This window comes from Microcoleus pseudofavosus SVA1_A4 (assembly GCF_036700565.1).
Classification (GTDB): Bacteria; Cyanobacteriota; Cyanobacteriia; order Cyanobacteriales; family Microcoleaceae; genus Microcoleus.
This window is the reverse complement of the sequence record NZ_JAUBPE010000040.1, coordinates 49418-64224: the sequence shown is the minus strand read 5'-3', so window position 1 is coordinate 64224 and position 14807 is coordinate 49418. Positions and strand designations below refer to the sequence as shown.

Genomic DNA, 14807 nt, shown 5'->3' with positions numbered 1-14807 from the left:
CGTGAGGCTATTTCTGCCCATTCTTGTGACTTGGCTATGCCTGAGCTCATTCCCATTCTTCAGACCTGAATCCTTACAAACCAAGTTGGTCGGGATGCCGAGAATGATGGCGATGAAGTGCCAGTGTCAGATTAATTAATAAGTCCAGTTTTGCTTGGTCTGCAAGCTATAGGTTCCATCTTTCACATTCACCCGCTCAGGAATCAAATTTAGATATCTAAACGTATTTGCCTGGTGCTGTAGGGCAGTGAGCGATTGGTCGTCAATCGGGATGATGGCGCGTTCGGCACTGCGTTGCTGTAAAGTTTCTACGATCGACGGATCGATTTCATGGTGCTGGGCTAATCGCATAGCAGCTTCTAATTCCTGTTTCTTAGCCCAAGCTCCAGCTTCGTTTACCTCTTCTAAAATCACCTTGAGCAAATCGGGATAGTCGCGTACCAGCTCTGGAATCGCGTAGTAATAGGTGGGAACTTCCACGGAAGCTTTGTCACCAAATATGCTCTCTAGATCTGCGATCGATCGCCCGGGGTAAGCGCTTCGGGCGATTGTCGCCGTGTAGGGAACCCAAATCACCCAAGCATCAACCTCACCCACGCGGAATAGGGGCAGCGCCTGTGGCTGGGTCAGATAAATTGGCTCAATGTCACTAAACTCAAGGCCTACTTTCGCCAGCGCGCGCGCAAGCACATAATGGGCGCTTGAGCCTTTGTCAAAAGCTATCTTTTTACCCTTCAGGTCGGCAACCGTCTGAATCGGCGAATCGGACGGTACTAGAATCGCTTGACCTTTAGGAGCGGTATATTTTTCTTTAGCCACCCGCACAAACACATGATCCGCTGCTTGAGAGAAGATGCTGGCAGTACCACCGCCGCCGCAGAAATCAATCGTCCCGTTGCTTAGTGCTTCTATCAGAGCAGAAGCTGATAAAAAGCTTGTCCAAGTGACAATCAGCCCAAATGGTCGCAAACGATTTTCGAGCAAGCCTTGAGCGCGGAGAACTTCCAGATTTGTCATCCCCTCTGGATACCCTATTTTGAGTTGTTTGAGCCGCCGCGCTTGCTCAGCTAAGGGCGTGTTGCCAGAGTGAGCAGAACGGTTAGAAAACCAGCGATCCAAAACTACACAGAAAATGATGCCTCCGGCAAACAGTCCCACGGTTTCCAGTAACCGCATTGTTGAGTCTTTAGGTAGTGTTACCTGATTTACCTGATTTATGGCAGGGGAGAGTACATTGCCAGATTCAGAGGCGGCAACAGCACGACGGTCAAAAGCCAGACTCAAGACCAAAATCGAGGCAAGACCGATGCAAAATAGCAATGCAAACTTGGAGGCAAGCGATCTGCGAATGACCGATCTTAGCGATCGTAAGATGTTTTGGTCTGCGCCTCTAGGCAGACGGTCAATCAAACGGCTAATCATACTGACTCCTTTGATAAACACAGGTGATGGACGCTGGATGAATTGAAGATAGGGGATAAAGCCAAAGCACCGCTTGACAGGCATAAACTACCAGATTTGCTCGCTCGTTACACCCAAATACGGGATACCCACATTATCCTATCGACATTATGCTAATTTGTACAATGGTTGAGCGATCGCTCGTTTCGGTCATCAGATAAATGTTGAGTGAGGAATGGTAATGGATTGGTTAATTGCAACGCTTAAGATCGGGCTAGCTGCTGCTGTAGCAACAACGTTTGACGACAATATTTATCTGACTGCCTTCTTCAGCGAGGTTAATCGTACTTTTCGTCCTCAACATATTGTGGTTGGTGAGATTCTAGGGTTCACGGTATTGATGGCAGTAAGTTTGGTTGGTTTTTTACTGGGGCTAGCGATTCCCTCAACTTGGACTGGTCTACTGGGGATTCTGCCGATACTCATTGGCTTGAAAAATTTGATCGACCTTAATAAGAAGGATGATTCAGCCGAAGATAAGTCAGCCAATCTCAAAAGAAATTCTAAAATTCGAGGCTTTGATTCCAGAAAGCGATCTCTGTGGGATGTAATCCGCGATCCGCAGACCTATCGCGTCTCCTCGGTCACGATTGCTAACGGCGGCAACAATCTCGGGATCTATATCCCTTTGTTTGCCACTAGCTCAATCCAAAATCTGTCCGTAATTATACCCGTTTGCTATTTTATTGTTGGCTGCTGGCTGTTTATGTCCTATACTCTGACACATCTACCGGGTATTGCTTTGGTACTCAGCCGTTATGCTAGCAAGATTTTCCCGTTCGTGCTGATGTGGCTGGGTTTCAGAATTCTGATAGACAGCGAATCCTATCGTCTTTTTCTACCGAACTGTTGACAGACAAAGGCGGTCGAGGCATCCCAAAAATCTATAATTTTGGCTGCTTTCTTATGGAAGTAACGCTAATTTTGGTAGTTCTAATTTTTGTCGCCAACGTCTACCTCCAGGGAGCATCCCATTTTTGCTTTCATATCATGGACGGTTGCATCAGAATAATATATTTGGATGATATAGCGTGCGAGCGTCTCGCTCGCGGCTAGATCGTTCGCTATGGACGCTCGCACTCCTAAAAAACGCTTTTTACCAAATTGGGATGCTCCCTACCTCCATCGCCGAGTGCTGAAATCCTTTATGTTTTCTCTGGCGCTGGCTGTGGGTTTGATTCCCCAACTGCTGCCAGCTACAGTCAGCGTTAACCGGGCTCGCAGTGCCAAGAAAATGGCGAAAAAGCGGGCGATCGTGAAGCGCTTACCCGCGATCGAAAACTTTGGCAGTATGAATGTGTTTTACACCGATAAGACGGGGACGCTGACGGAAGAAGATGTGAAAATTCACTCTGCGGTTGATGGGTCGGGGAAAGAAAGCAAATGTTCTAGACGTAATCGCCTTGGATTCAAATATACAGAAGATTGCAGGTTTATGAGGTACATTCAAGTCAAGATAGATGCGCCTAGGGACTTACCCTAAGCGGTGTCCCGATTAAGGTACCTACATACCACCAAAAGCGCTGTAAATTTATCCGGTTCTATCGATGTCGATCGGCAAAACCAGCAACTTCTGCCAGCGTATAAAGCGGGCGGCCTTTCACCTCCTCGTAAATCCGCCCCACATACTGGCCCAAAATCCCAATACTGACCAACTGCACCGCACCCAAAAAGAAAACCGCCATAATCACAATTGTCAAACCAGTTAATGCCGAACCCGGAGAGAAAAGACGCCAATACAAAACCAAAAAAGCCATTAAAACAGACACGAAAGCCGAAAATAAACCCAAATAAATCGACAGTTGCAGAGGAACTTTTGAAAAAGACACTAAACCGTTCATCGCCAAAGCAAAAGATTTGCTGAACGTATACTTAACATCGCCAGCAAAACGGGGATCGCGTTCAAACTTAACTGCCGTTTGTTTAAAACCAATCCAAGCGCGCAGTCCCCGAATGTAACGGTTGCGTTCGGGCATGGCATTGAGTACATCCACCACGCACCTATCCATCAAACAAAAATCTCCCGTATCTATGGGAATATCAACATCAGCAAGATTCCGCAAAATGCGATAATACATATAAGCTGGCAACCGCTTAAACCAACCTTCTTGACGGCGTTGAGTGCGCTGAGCGTAAACAACTTGATAGCCCTGCCGCCACTGTTCAACCATATCTATAATTAACTCTGGCGGGTCTTGCAAATCGCCGTCCATGATTACTACAACTTGACCGCGAGAAAAGTTTAAACCAGCAGTTACAGCTATTTGGTGACCGAAATTGCGGGCAAAACTGAGGTAACAAATTCGCGAATCTTGTTCGTGCAATTCTCGCAAAAGTTCGAGAGAGCGATCGCGGCTGCCATCATTGATTAGAATTAATTCTACTGGGCCGTCCATTCGCTCCATCACTAAGCTAATTCGCCGATACAATTCTGCGATATTTTCTTCTTCGTTATAGATGGGAATTATCAAGGAATACTTAGGTCTATCCTTCATCGCAGTTTCTGTAGGGAAATCAGGTTTTCAACTGTTAAATCAAATAAATAATCAAAAGGTTATTTTTTCACAAACACGCTCAGTGGCTCCATCGACCATTTTTGTAGGTAAGTTTTATTTTTTACAACCATCTCTTTTCCTTGTCTGCCGTCATTTTTTGTAGCAAAGTAAATTATGGCACAAGGGGTAAAACTTTTGTAAGGTTCCGAGTTGAGCTTTTGCTTAACAACAGGATCGATAGTGGAAATGTGTTCGATGCGAGGTGCTGGTTTTCCCGGCTCTGGAAACATTACCCACAAGGGATATTCCCAGGCATTTTTAGCCCAAAATGACAGTCCTATATTAGTGCAGTTTTTAGATTTAACAAAATCTACTGCTGTATTGTAAGCAACCTCGATTTGAGGCCGACTTCTAAAGTAAAGCTCGTGTCTGCTGCTATTAAAAATGTTACTATCTCCCAGGAGAGGTCTAAAGTTGTTGTGAAAAATCCAAGGTAGCGACATGACAATCAGAATCGCCACCAGATAATTCGCTATTTTATGATTTGATAATTCCGATACGGCTAATCCAAATAGGGGCGAAAATAATACAAATATTGACAGGTGGTGTCGGCTGTGCCAAGGCTGCAATTTCAGCAGAAGACACAGCAGTAAAAATGTCATGATTACTGCAATTAAATAAGTTACTACTATTTTGGTTTTTCTCAAATTTTGGGTGTTAAATATAAGTGCGACTGTGGCAAATGTCAGCCAAAAGTGAATGGGATTTGTAGCTGTGTTTTCATTAAATGACGGTGTAGCGATCGCAAATACTTGTCCGGGAGGCCAAGTGATGCGCGGGTCGTTTGTAGCTACGCCCAATATTCTGTGCAGGATGTTAATCACTCCCACAATCGCACCGTTAATTCGGGAAATCCTCGTACCGGCTTGCATACCTAAATTTCTAATTACATTTGACAGGAAATTTGGCAGCGTAAATACTTCAATTTTATATTCTTTAGTAAAATCTTGAGGCGCTCCAATCGCATAACCGAATAAATCGTAATTTCGCCAAAAGTGACCGATATTCAACACTAAAGTCACCGCGGCTATTATCAAAATTGGTTGCAGCATCTTCCCCCGAAAACCTTTAATTCCTCCTAGAATAAACCAAATAATAAAAGGCAAACAAAATATATAAGCTGTCGTTTTTGTCAAGATAGCTAGACCCAAACTCGCACCAATTTTAAAAGTATTAAACCCCGTAATTCCTGCGGAGAGTCCTGCTAAACCGCAGGAGACAAAACACACCACCCAAAAACATACAGCATAATCGTTTTGAGTGCTAGAACCCTGGAGGATACCCATCGGCAAAGTCGCAGCAAAAACAGCCGCAAAAACTTGACCGCGCAAATTAGCGCCCAGTTGCTTAGCAATTAAAGAAACTGCGATCGCGCTTCCCACCATACTCAACCACTGTACCAAATTAGCAAAGCGATCGCCCCCGCTTAAAATCTGAAAGTGCATAATCGCAAACTCAGCCCAAGGCGGGTGATACAACTGTGGCACATAAGAAGTTGGATAATGCTCCACACTGCGGTTTTGCATCCAGTGCACAACCCGGCTCATGTGATAAGTCATAGAATCCCAATTGTTAGGCGGTGCAACTACAGCAATTAAACCAACCGCAGCAAAAATAAATAATACACCGCCTAGCAACCCCACTAAGAAACTCGGAAATTTCTCATCTTGATTTTTCTCAAAAATTGGCTGGACAATTGGAAATTTTAGATAAAAAATTAACAACAAAATATCTGCTACCAACCACAGCCCGAACACCAACTCAAAAGTCAGCAACCTAAATAAACTGAAAAATTCAGTAGATAAAGCAACAATAACTCCCCCAACAATTGCTGCGGACAAAATAGCACTGCGCCAACAATTATCTCTTTTCTGAAATATGAGAAACAAAATGCCCAGAGCCACCAATGGAATTAAGCCGAATATATCTGTTACCATAGATTTTGAGCAGAACTTTAAAACAGGACAGCGCCAGCAGGCTACAAACCAGGTTTACTCGCGATCTTTCCCCAATATTTATAGTAGAAACTAGGTAGTTTGCGTAAGTCCTATAACAATTACCATCATAACCGAGAGATAAAAAAATCATGACAAATTCCAACTCTCTTTGGCAAGCAAATCAAGATTTAAGCGAAGCTTGTCTGCAACATCCCTTTGTCAGAGGCATTGCTGACGGCAGCCTCCCCCAAAATAGTTTTGCATATTACGTTGCACAAGACGCATTTTTTCTGGGAGCATTCGCTCGCGCTTACAGTATCGCTGCGGCAAAAGCACCCGACTGGGAGGGGTTTGAAATCCTCCACAATCTCGGCAGCGGCGTTTTAGAAGAACTTCGCTTGCATCAAGGATATGCAGCCAAATGGGGTGTCAACTTGCAAAATACAAAACCGGGAATTGCTACCCGCCACTATACAGATTTTTTATTAGCGACAGCCTGGGGAAGCGGTGTCGGTTTGACAGCAGCCGCGATGACTCCTTGCTTGCGATTGTATGCTTTTTTGGGACAGCAGCTAGCTAAACCTAAAATACCGGAACACGCCTTTAGCGACTGGATTTCCACCTATAGCAGCCCTGAGTTTGAGATTTTAGCCAAACGGCTGGAAAGTTTGGTCGATCGCTACGCAGCACCATTAACGCCTGAAATAGAAACAACCTATCGCTACGCCATGCTGTGCGAATGGGACTTTTTTCAGTCAGCATGGGAGATCGAATAAAATAAGTGCGATCGCCCCTAAGCTACCCACAGCCAACTAGCAAATTTCACGGAAAAGTACAGCAGAAATATGCCAAACAATCCAATCAATCCGTAACCCCAACGAGGCCTAGCCGCCAGCAACAAGCCGAGAGCTATTGACAGCGGTACAATACCGTAAGCGTAGCGGTTTACCGAGCTTAGAGCTCCCGAATTAACCAGCAGTGCCAAAGAGCAAAAACCGAAGCAGACGACTGTAATGCTCAGCCTTTTTCGCAAATACCACAACAAATAGCCACCGCCAAAAATCATCGCAACTTTACTAACAGCTTGCAAGCGGAAACTGAAAAAGTCCTTTAATATCTCCAACCAAGTAGGCTGAACCCAGGCTTTTTGGACGTGAAGAAATGCTAAAGCATCTCCAAAACGAATCGCACAATATAAACTAAATGAAAAGAACCCGATCGCGCTAGCCAAACCCGCAGCATAAGCGAGGGGAGGTCTTTTTTCCCTCCAAGCTGTCAGCAAAAAAGCAGGTATCAGCGCTAATCCCGGCCCCCTAGTAGCAGTCGTCAAAGCTCCCCAAACAGCCGCCCAAATATACTCGCCCCTCTCAAAAGCTCGTAAAGCCGATGCTGTCAGGAACAAAAACAATCCTTCTGTGTATATGACTGTACAAAATAGCGAAAACGGACACCATGCAAGCACAGAAGTCGTCCACTTGGCTGCACTGGTATCGTATCGCTGTTCTACCCAAAAGTAGATCGGCACTAATGCAGCCAGAAACGCCAAACTATTGATGAGTACCCCTGCTACTTCCACTTGCATTCCAAGAGCCGTCAACCCGCGCATCAGCAAAGGAAACAGCGGATAAAAAGCCACAGAATGCTGCTGCCCGTCATCTGCATAGGTGTAGCCTAGAGTAGCGATTTTGGTATACCATTTACCGTCCCAGTGCGAAAACAGTTCCCAGCCGCTTTGGGGAAGGAAGCCGGGAACAAAAGGCTTTGAGTTCTGAGACTGATACAGCACCGAGTGATGGAAAAGGAAGGGGGCGATGGCTTGCATCCCGATCGCAATTACCCATCGGCTCAGAAACTACATAGCAATTACAAAAATTAAGCCGGGACGGCTTTTTGAGTGATCCCGGTGCGGAATTACTTCTAGCCCTAAATCAGTATTTGTCATGGCTAAAACAGCGCAAGACTGTAGATTTAAAATTAAAGTATAGTCCGCTGCGATCGCGATCGCCAAATATATACGTAAGTAGAGCCGTACTGCTAATTTTAACGTCCGAGTTTATTGGGAATGCCTTCGCAGCCGCCGGGAATAGTCTCTCTCGACTTCGAGCCGCACCAAGCGCAGCAGTAATAGCGCTGCTCCTCCGACAGCCGCTTGACAGCCGTGAAATCAGCGCGTTCAACCACAGCGCCGGTATGTTCGCCTGTTTGATAGTTGGGAAATTGGGTACGGCTGCGGGGGGATGCAGTTTCTGCCGAGCCGTAGAATAATGCGGCGGCTCTCATGTCGGCGCGAGCGAGATTGGCGTCGTACAAGACAGCGCGCGAGAGGTTGGCTTTCACTAAATCGCACTTGCTGAGATTGGCGCGGACGAGGTTGGCTTCGCTCAAATCCGTCCACCGCAAATCCGTGCCAGCCAGGTCAGCACCCGCTAACATGACATTTAGATCGATAACGCGGATACCGTGATCTCTATCTTCAGCGTAGCCGCCGTCGCCGTCAAGGATGGGGCGGCCTAAAAGCCGATCGCGCTTCAGAGGAGTAACCAACCTCGACTGCGACAAAAACCGCAGAATTTTAGCTTTACCTTCAGCATCTACACTGCTCATAATCGCAGCGGTACGGCCTTCTGCGATCGCCCTTTCCTGCGGCCAATCTTCCAAAAATCCTTGTTCGTCGAGGGCTAAGTCGGAAACCCCTTGAAAATAAGCATCAATTGTTTGCTGCTGCGTAATTCTGTTTTGCTGAATCGTCAAATCTTTCGAGATCACGTACTGGCGCCAAGCCACGTAAACGCCCAAAATTGCGATCAAAATTTGGCCCAAAGCGCCGATTAACTCGCCCAGAGCGCCGATGGCGTCCCAGTTGATTTGGATGTTGCGGCTTCCCGGTTCAGTATTAGTACCGCTGAGCATCAGCAAGCCAACAATCCCAGCTAAAAGACCGAAGCAGGCGACAATCAGGGTGCGCCAAGTCGGGGGAATTACCTGCGCCCAGATTTTGCCCCAACTCGGCCACATCAGCCGCAGCGATATCCCAATCGCACCGACTGCGCCAATTAAGCCCAGCCAAATGTTGTCATTGGCCAGCCCAAAAATCATCGCTGCGATCAACCCCAGCGTCAGCGCCGACGTTGATTTCTCCGCAGTCGTTTGTTCCGGCTGCTGCGGCAATAAAACCTTGCGAGTTGGAGGCGGCGGCAGCGGTTTTTCCGGTTCAGCAGTAGCGACGATTGTCGCTGACTCTGGTGGCACAGTAGGGCTCGCACCGTTCATACTTTCTACAGTCGCGATCGACTCAGAAGGATTGGGTTGAGAAGAGTTGGGTTCTGGTGTCATGCGTTGAGGCTAATTCTAACTGTGGCTCGTCACTAAACACAATTTTAACCAACCCCGGACACTTCTAGATAGCATTAAAATATAAAAATCCACCAATTGCACTCGAAAAGGTAACATCATATGACACTCGTACTCCCCAATCTGCAAGGCAAACAAATGGGTCAAGTTCTTACAACAATCGCCGTCACGAATTTCATCGATCTAGTTATGGCTGAACGGGGATTCATTTCTGCTGATGAAGTTCGTTCTGCGATAATCGATAAGGTTATTGTCGATACCGGAGCGACACTGCTTTCCTTGCCAGCTCTCATTATTAGCCAACTCGGTTTAAGACAAGTAGGAGAAAGAGATGTAGAAACATCCACTGGTATCACAAAAGGTCGAATTTTTGCCGGGGCTCAAATTTTTGTAGAGGGGAGAGAAGGGAGATTTGATTGTTTAGAGTTACCAGAAGGCGTTTCCGCTGTTTTGCTGGGCGTGACTCCCATGGAAGAACTAGGCTTAGAACCAGATTTGAACAATCAACGGCTGCGAGTATTGCCGATGAATGACCAACAAACATATTTGATGGTTTAATATTCTAGCTGGCATAACAGCCCAAAAATGTATAATCACTTGCACTCAAAAAGGTAACATCATATGACACTGGTACTTCCCAATCTGCAAGGCAAACAAATGGGTCAAGTTCTTACAACAATCACCGTAACGAATCGCATCGATCAAGTCCTCGCTGAGCGCGGTTTCATTCCTGCGGGTGAAATTCGTTCATTCACTCTCGATCGAGTTCTAGTCGATACTGGAGCCACTCTGCTTGCCTTACCAGCTCCCATTATCAGCCAGTTGGGTTTAAGCCAGCTTGGAGAAACTAATGTAGAAACTGCTGCGGGAATCAGAAAAGGGCGGATATTTCAAGATATTATGCTTGAAGTTGAAGGGCGACAAGCAGTGTTTGACTGCCTGGAAATGCCCGAAGGAGTTGATGCGGTTTTGCTGGGCGTAATTCCAATGGAAAGACTAGGCTTAGAACCAGATTTAAAAAATCAACGGCTGCGAGTATTGCCGATGAATGACCAACAAACATATTTGATGGTTTAGTCGATCGGTGTTCAATAATGTGCAATCGATTTGAGATTTTAAAAGAGGTAAAATAATATGACACTGGTACTCCCCAATCTTCAAGGCAAACAAATGGGTCAAGTTCTTACAACAATCGCCGTCACAAATCGCATCGATCTAGTTATGGCTGAACGAGGCTTCATTTCTGCTGATGAAGTTCGCTCTGTGATACTCGATAACGTTATTGTCGATACCGGAGCGACACTGCTTTCCTTGCCAGCTCCCATTATTAGCCAACTCGGTTTAAAACAAGTAGGAGAAAGAGATGTAGAAACATCCACTGGCATCAGAAAAGGTCGAATTTTTGCCGACGCTCAAATTATTATAGAAGGAAGAGAAGGGAGATTTGATTGTTTAGAGTTACCAGAAGGCGTTTCCGCTGTCTTGCTGGGCGTGATTCCCCTGGAAGAACTAGGCTTAGAACCCGATTTGAAAAATCAACGGCTGCGAGTATTGCCGATGAACAATCAGCAAACGTATCTGATGGGTTAGTCGATCGGCATTTACCGTAGCACAAACCTCTAGCCTGTGATTCCTATCATGTCCAGTCTATTACCAGCCCTCACTACAAACGGATTTTATTTTTGTCTTCGAGAATACATAATATCATCGTTGGTTAAAAATTTTTATCCCAAAAAACGTGATTTTTGGGTTGATGTAAGTTTTTTGCCATACATCTAGCGAGCCGAATAAGCCTTGAGTAAATACACCCCAACCGTCCCAAATATCAAAACAACTAACCCTAAAACTAACTCTATACTAAACCTTTGAGCATTGCCCAAAGCGACAAGAATTTGCTGCCGCACCACAAAGGCAAACAGCCAACAAATCTCTGCCTTCAGCCAAACCAAAAGACCTCGCCCCAACAGATATTGCCGGCGCGCATTCTCAGAAGTAATGGGTACGGGATAATTAAAAGTATGCGGATAGCGAGATACCGCAGTTAAAACCGCAAAAATAATTGCGGCAACCGCCGGCATTATCCAAATCGTCACCTTGTCGCCCCAAGCATCAGCCAGCCCCCCCAAGCCGAAATGAATCGGAATTCGATCGGGCAAAAGCGGCCAAAACTCTACAATTACCAAAATCGACACTAAAATCGCGATCGCCCCGGCGAGCTCTACCGCCACTAAAGCAGGCGAAAGCCCCAGAGAAATAACTGGCCGTTGGTTTGGTGCGTTTCCAGTCATGGGCGTCAAAATTTAGATTAATATTAAAAAGAATAGTATTGTTTCAAATTTAATCCCAGATAGCGAGTAAGGATTGTATGACGGCTCAGGTTTTGGTTGAAAAGAAAAAGTTAGAAAAACCGCCCCTAACAATACACACATTAGGCGATCGCGTCCTGCGGCAGCCAGCGAAGCGCGTCAAAAGCGTCGATGCAGAAATTCGGCAGCTAGTCCGAGAAATGCTGCAAACCATGTACAGTGCGGATGGCATCGGTTTGGCCGCCCCCCAAGTCGGAGTCCACAAACAAGTAATCGTGCTCGACTGCGACCCGGAAAACCCCGCAACACCCCCAATGGTTTTGATTAACCCTACCATCAAAAGTAGCAGCAGCGATGTCTGCATCTTGCAAGAAGGGTGTTTGAGCATTCCGGGAGTGTATTTAGAGGTCAAACGTCCAGAAGCCATTGAAGTGTCCTACCGCGACGAATACGGCCGCCCGCAAACCCTGATAGCGACAGAGTTACTGTCAAGGGCAATTCAGCACGAAATGGATCACCTCAACGGAGTGCTGTTTGTAGACAGAGTAGAAAACAAGCTGGCACTGAATGAAGAATTAGTCAAAAAGAAATTTTCGCCAAAGGCAGTAAAATCAGTATGATGGCAGGAACTCCCAAAAGTGGTTTATTGTTAGCTCTTTCGTGCATCGCTGCGATCGCCGCAGTCGGCTCAATGTTTGAGCTGTCTTCGGGAGACGCTCAACTCGGCAATTTAGTCACCGGCATCATCCTCGCCCTCAGCGTACCGCTAACTGGCATATTTTTCTATGCAGCCGTTCAGGATGCCAGGGCAAATCTCTAAGCAGAGTCATTAGTCATGAGTCCTGAGTCCTGAGTCATTAGTTATTAGTAATTACTTATTACTTATTAGCTAACAACTAATAACTGTTGAATAAAGATTGCAGATAAATAACATCAGCTAACATCTCGCAAGCTAATGACTAATAACTTTGCAATAAAGACTGCGGATAAATAACATCAGCTCATGACCAATGACCAATGACTAATGACGGATGACTGATGACTAATGACTAATAACTAATGACTAATGAAATCGGATTTCTGCGACAAGTGCCAGCCTTTGGCGCTGCGGGATCGCCAGCATCCAGATACCAACTTTTTGAAGATGGGGAAATGGTTATCGGACGCGATCGCAATTGTCAAATAGCTTTAGAGTCGATCGCCCACGGCATGGTTTCCCGCCGCCACGCCGCAGTCCGTCCCCTGACTCAGGGCACTTGGACGAGATGGGAAATTTGCGACCTCAACAGCGCTAACGGAACTTATATAAACGGACAAAAGCTACAAGGCTGCCAAACTTTAGAAACAGGCGATCGCATCAGTCTCGGCCAAGACGGCCCTGAATTCATATTTGAATCTCCCGTAACCCCTCACCAAAATAAACTCGGATTTCCCGCAACAAAAACAGGAAATTTTGCTGTTAGTGAAAAGGACGCTCTCACTTTAACTCAATTATTCCCGATCGCCTCGACAGGGAAACTATTAAGCCAAAAAGCTTACTTATATCCAGGTATTGCCACAGTTATTTTTGTCGTGTCGATGTTTGTGGCCGTGGGAAATTCCGCAGCATTCAACTTGCTGCTGTCAGCTTACCTCGCCGGTGGGGCTTACTACTTTATATATCAACTGTGCGGCAAACATAAGCCTTGGTGGGTATTGCTTGGTTCGGCTGTAGCTACAGTCCTAATTTTGCTCAGCCCCTTATTAATTGGATTTATATTAGTATTTAGAGAAATTTTACCCGGCCGCCTGCCAGCAGAAGGCGAAGAAATCAATTTTTTGTATTTTTTAATCCGAATGTTTTTCGGGGCGGGTCTGATGGAAGAATTACTGAAAGCCCTGCCCGTTTTGGGAGCGATGCTGCTGGGAAATTGCCTGAAAAATCCGTGGCGCGATCGAATCGGCGTTTGGGAACCTTTAGACGGAATTTTGTTAGGAAGTGCCTCCGCAGTGGGCTTTACACTGTTAGAAACTCTGGGGCAGTACGTTCCCAATGTTATCCAAAATGTCACCCTGCAAGCAGGGCCCGAAGCCGGACAATTAGTAGGATTGCAGTTGCTAATTCCCCGAATTTTGGGTTCCGCCGCCGGACACATGGCTTACAGCGGCTATTTGGGATATTTTATCGGTTTGAGCGCCCTCAAACCCAGGAAGCGCTGGCAAATTTTGGGCGTAGGTTATTTCAGCGCTGCCGCACTTCACGCTTTGTGGAATGCGTCGGGAGCCGCCAGCGTACTTTTACTGGCTGTGGTGGGAGTTTTGTCCTATGCGTTTTTGGTGGCCGCGATTTTGAAAGCCCGGGCTCTGTCTCCGAATCGCGAGCAAAATTTTGCCACCAGAATATTTTCTCAAAAGTGACTGCTGACTGCTTAATTGTTGAGGTACGATCGCACCTCAAGCTGCCATTTTTTTCTTGTGTTTTAACCAGCTTAAACCTGCCAATGCTAAAGCTGTCCCCCCTGCGGTGAGAGGTTCGGGAACTGGTTCGGCTGCGGTATCCACTAGAGTGTAAGAAACAGGGGCATAGTCGACTCTCGGGAAACCTCTGTCTATAGCAAGTACACGGTCTCTGTTACTAATCATTACCTCCTTATAGCCCCAAAAAAGAGAGAACGGCCCGTTGTTAGCCATCTGCCAACGTGCCGTGCCCTCATACTTGACGTAAAAAGGCCCTCCTGGTACGTCTGGAAGGTCAATTTCTCTAATCGCTGTGTCGCCGCCCCTTGCTTCCAGTCCGAGAAATTCCCCTTGATAAAATGAAACTGTAGCCCCTACCAAATCGTAGTAATCTTTGCCTTGCAGTTGATAAGACTCAGCAGAGGCAGTTAGATAAGTGTTTAATCTTCCCTCGGATACTGCAATTCCTTCATATCCTATTCCTGTAAGCGAGGAGTTATCCACCTTAAAAAAGCCGCTAGTTCCCTGCGAAGAAAAATTGTAGCTAAGTACGGCGGCTTGTGCTTGGTCTACTCCTGCTAATGACACCGCTGCATAACTTAAAAGTGTGCTAGCGATCGCACTTCCCAATCTCTGTCTTTGTTTCGGGTTCATAGTCTACCTCATCAGGTTTTATGTAAGTGTAGTTTCATTGTAGATAGCCATCGCCAGTAAGTATCCGCATTCTTAACATAATTTTTTTTTATTTCCAAGATTGCCAA

General features: G+C 46.1%; 16 protein-coding genes. 9 read left to right on the top strand and 7 right to left on the bottom strand.

The genetic code is table 11. The features are described from left to right. Nucleotides 1-135: 135 nt before the first annotated feature. Nucleotides 136-1506 carry an aliphatic sulfonate ABC transporter substrate-binding protein gene (locus QUA02_RS18415; protein ID WP_333029720.1) on the bottom strand — a complete coding sequence of 457 codons (1371 nt, stop codon included), beginning with the start codon at nucleotides 1504-1506 and terminating at the stop codon, nucleotides 136-138. 136 nt (nucleotides 1507-1642) lie between these two features. Between QUA02_RS18415 and QUA02_RS18410 the strand changes: the two genes are divergently transcribed. Then, nucleotides 1643-2314, top strand: coding sequence for a cadmium resistance transporter (locus QUA02_RS18410; protein WP_333029719.1), 672 nt, complete (start codon nucleotides 1643-1645; stop codon nucleotides 2312-2314). A gap of 213 nt (nucleotides 2315-2527) precedes the next feature. Continuing rightward, a complete protein-coding gene (locus QUA02_RS18405) occupies nucleotides 2528-2944 on the top strand; it encodes a hypothetical protein (RefSeq protein ID WP_333029718.1) in 417 nt (138 codons plus the stop codon). A gap of 58 nt (nucleotides 2945-3002) precedes the next feature. Here QUA02_RS18405 and QUA02_RS18400 read toward each other — a convergent pair whose 3' ends face one another. Together QUA02_RS18400 and QUA02_RS18395 are read right to left on the bottom strand one after the other, a co-directional pair. Next, the gene (locus QUA02_RS18400) at nucleotides 3003-3956 is read right to left on the bottom strand and encodes a glycosyltransferase family 2 protein (RefSeq protein ID WP_333029717.1); all 954 of its coding nucleotides are present in this window, start codon (nucleotides 3954-3956) and stop codon (nucleotides 3003-3005) included. Between the two features lie 59 nt (nucleotides 3957-4015). Continuing rightward, on the bottom strand, nucleotides 4016-5953 hold the full coding sequence (locus QUA02_RS18395; protein WP_333029716.1) for a glycosyltransferase family protein: 1938 nt from the start codon (nucleotides 5951-5953) through the stop codon (nucleotides 4016-4018). A gap of 149 nt (nucleotides 5954-6102) precedes the next feature. Here QUA02_RS18395 and QUA02_RS18390 point away from each other — a divergent pair, with 149 nt between their 5' ends. Beyond that, nucleotides 6103-6729 carry a TenA family protein gene (locus QUA02_RS18390; RefSeq protein ID WP_333029715.1) on the top strand — a complete coding sequence of 209 codons (627 nt, stop codon included), beginning with the start codon at nucleotides 6103-6105 and terminating at the stop codon, nucleotides 6727-6729. Between the two features lie 17 nt (nucleotides 6730-6746). Here the strand turns inward: QUA02_RS18390 and QUA02_RS18385 are convergent, their stop codons facing one another. Together QUA02_RS18385 and QUA02_RS18380 are read right to left on the bottom strand one after the other, a co-directional pair. Beyond that, complete coding sequence (locus QUA02_RS18385) at nucleotides 6747-7775, bottom strand: mannosyltransferase family protein (protein WP_333029714.1); 1029 nt, start codon at nucleotides 7773-7775, stop codon at nucleotides 6747-6749. Between the two features lie 218 nt (nucleotides 7776-7993). Then, entirely contained in the window at nucleotides 7994-9286 is a 1293-nt protein-coding gene (locus QUA02_RS18380) for a pentapeptide repeat-containing protein (protein WP_333029713.1), read from the bottom strand. Nucleotides 9287-9406: 120 nt separating this feature from the next. On the opposite strand from QUA02_RS18380, the gene QUA02_RS18375 reads away from it, so the two are divergent. The 3 genes from QUA02_RS18375 to QUA02_RS18365 all read left to right on the top strand — a co-directional run bounded on the left by QUA02_RS18375 (nucleotide 9407) and on the right by QUA02_RS18365 (nucleotide 10894). Beyond that, a complete protein-coding gene (locus QUA02_RS18375; RefSeq protein WP_333029712.1) occupies nucleotides 9407-9862 on the top strand; it encodes an aspartyl protease in 456 nt (151 codons plus the stop codon). A gap of 63 nt (nucleotides 9863-9925) precedes the next feature. Beyond that, nucleotides 9926-10381: a retroviral-like aspartic protease family protein gene (locus QUA02_RS18370; protein ID WP_333029711.1), complete on the top strand. Its 456-nt coding sequence runs from the start codon at nucleotides 9926-9928 to the stop codon at nucleotides 10379-10381. A 57-nt stretch (nucleotides 10382-10438) separates the two neighbouring features. Beyond that, complete coding sequence (locus tag QUA02_RS18365; protein ID WP_333029710.1) at nucleotides 10439-10894, top strand: aspartyl protease; 456 nt, start codon at nucleotides 10439-10441, stop codon at nucleotides 10892-10894. A gap of 185 nt (nucleotides 10895-11079) precedes the next feature. Here the strand turns inward: QUA02_RS18365 and QUA02_RS18360 are convergent, their stop codons facing one another. Beyond that, nucleotides 11080-11592 (bottom strand): DUF1648 domain-containing protein, encoded by a 513-nt coding sequence (locus tag QUA02_RS18360; protein ID WP_333029708.1) that lies wholly within the window; start codon nucleotides 11590-11592, stop codon nucleotides 11080-11082. Nucleotides 11593-11669: 77 nt separating this feature from the next. On the opposite strand from QUA02_RS18360, the gene def reads away from it, so the two are divergent. From def to QUA02_RS18345, 3 genes are all read left to right on the top strand, one after another. Next, nucleotides 11670-12230, top strand: a complete 561-nt coding sequence (def, locus tag QUA02_RS18355; protein WP_333029706.1) for a peptide deformylase — start codon at nucleotides 11670-11672, stop codon at nucleotides 12228-12230. Beyond that, nucleotides 12227-12430 carry a hypothetical protein gene (locus QUA02_RS18350; protein WP_510182595.1) on the top strand — a complete coding sequence of 68 codons (204 nt, stop codon included), beginning with the start codon at nucleotides 12227-12229 and terminating at the stop codon, nucleotides 12428-12430. Before def ends, QUA02_RS18350 begins: the two co-directional genes overlap by 4 nt. Before the next feature lie 239 nt (nucleotides 12431-12669). Next, nucleotides 12670-14007: a PrsW family glutamic-type intramembrane protease gene (locus QUA02_RS18345; RefSeq protein WP_333029705.1), complete on the top strand. Its 1338-nt coding sequence runs from the start codon at nucleotides 12670-12672 to the stop codon at nucleotides 14005-14007. Between the two features lie 36 nt (nucleotides 14008-14043). Here the strand turns inward: QUA02_RS18345 and QUA02_RS18340 are convergent, their stop codons facing one another. Continuing rightward, nucleotides 14044-14700 carry a PEP-CTERM sorting domain-containing protein gene (locus tag QUA02_RS18340; RefSeq protein WP_333029703.1) on the bottom strand — a complete coding sequence of 219 codons (657 nt, stop codon included), beginning with the start codon at nucleotides 14698-14700 and terminating at the stop codon, nucleotides 14044-14046. Between the last annotated feature and the right edge of the window lie 107 nt (nucleotides 14701-14807).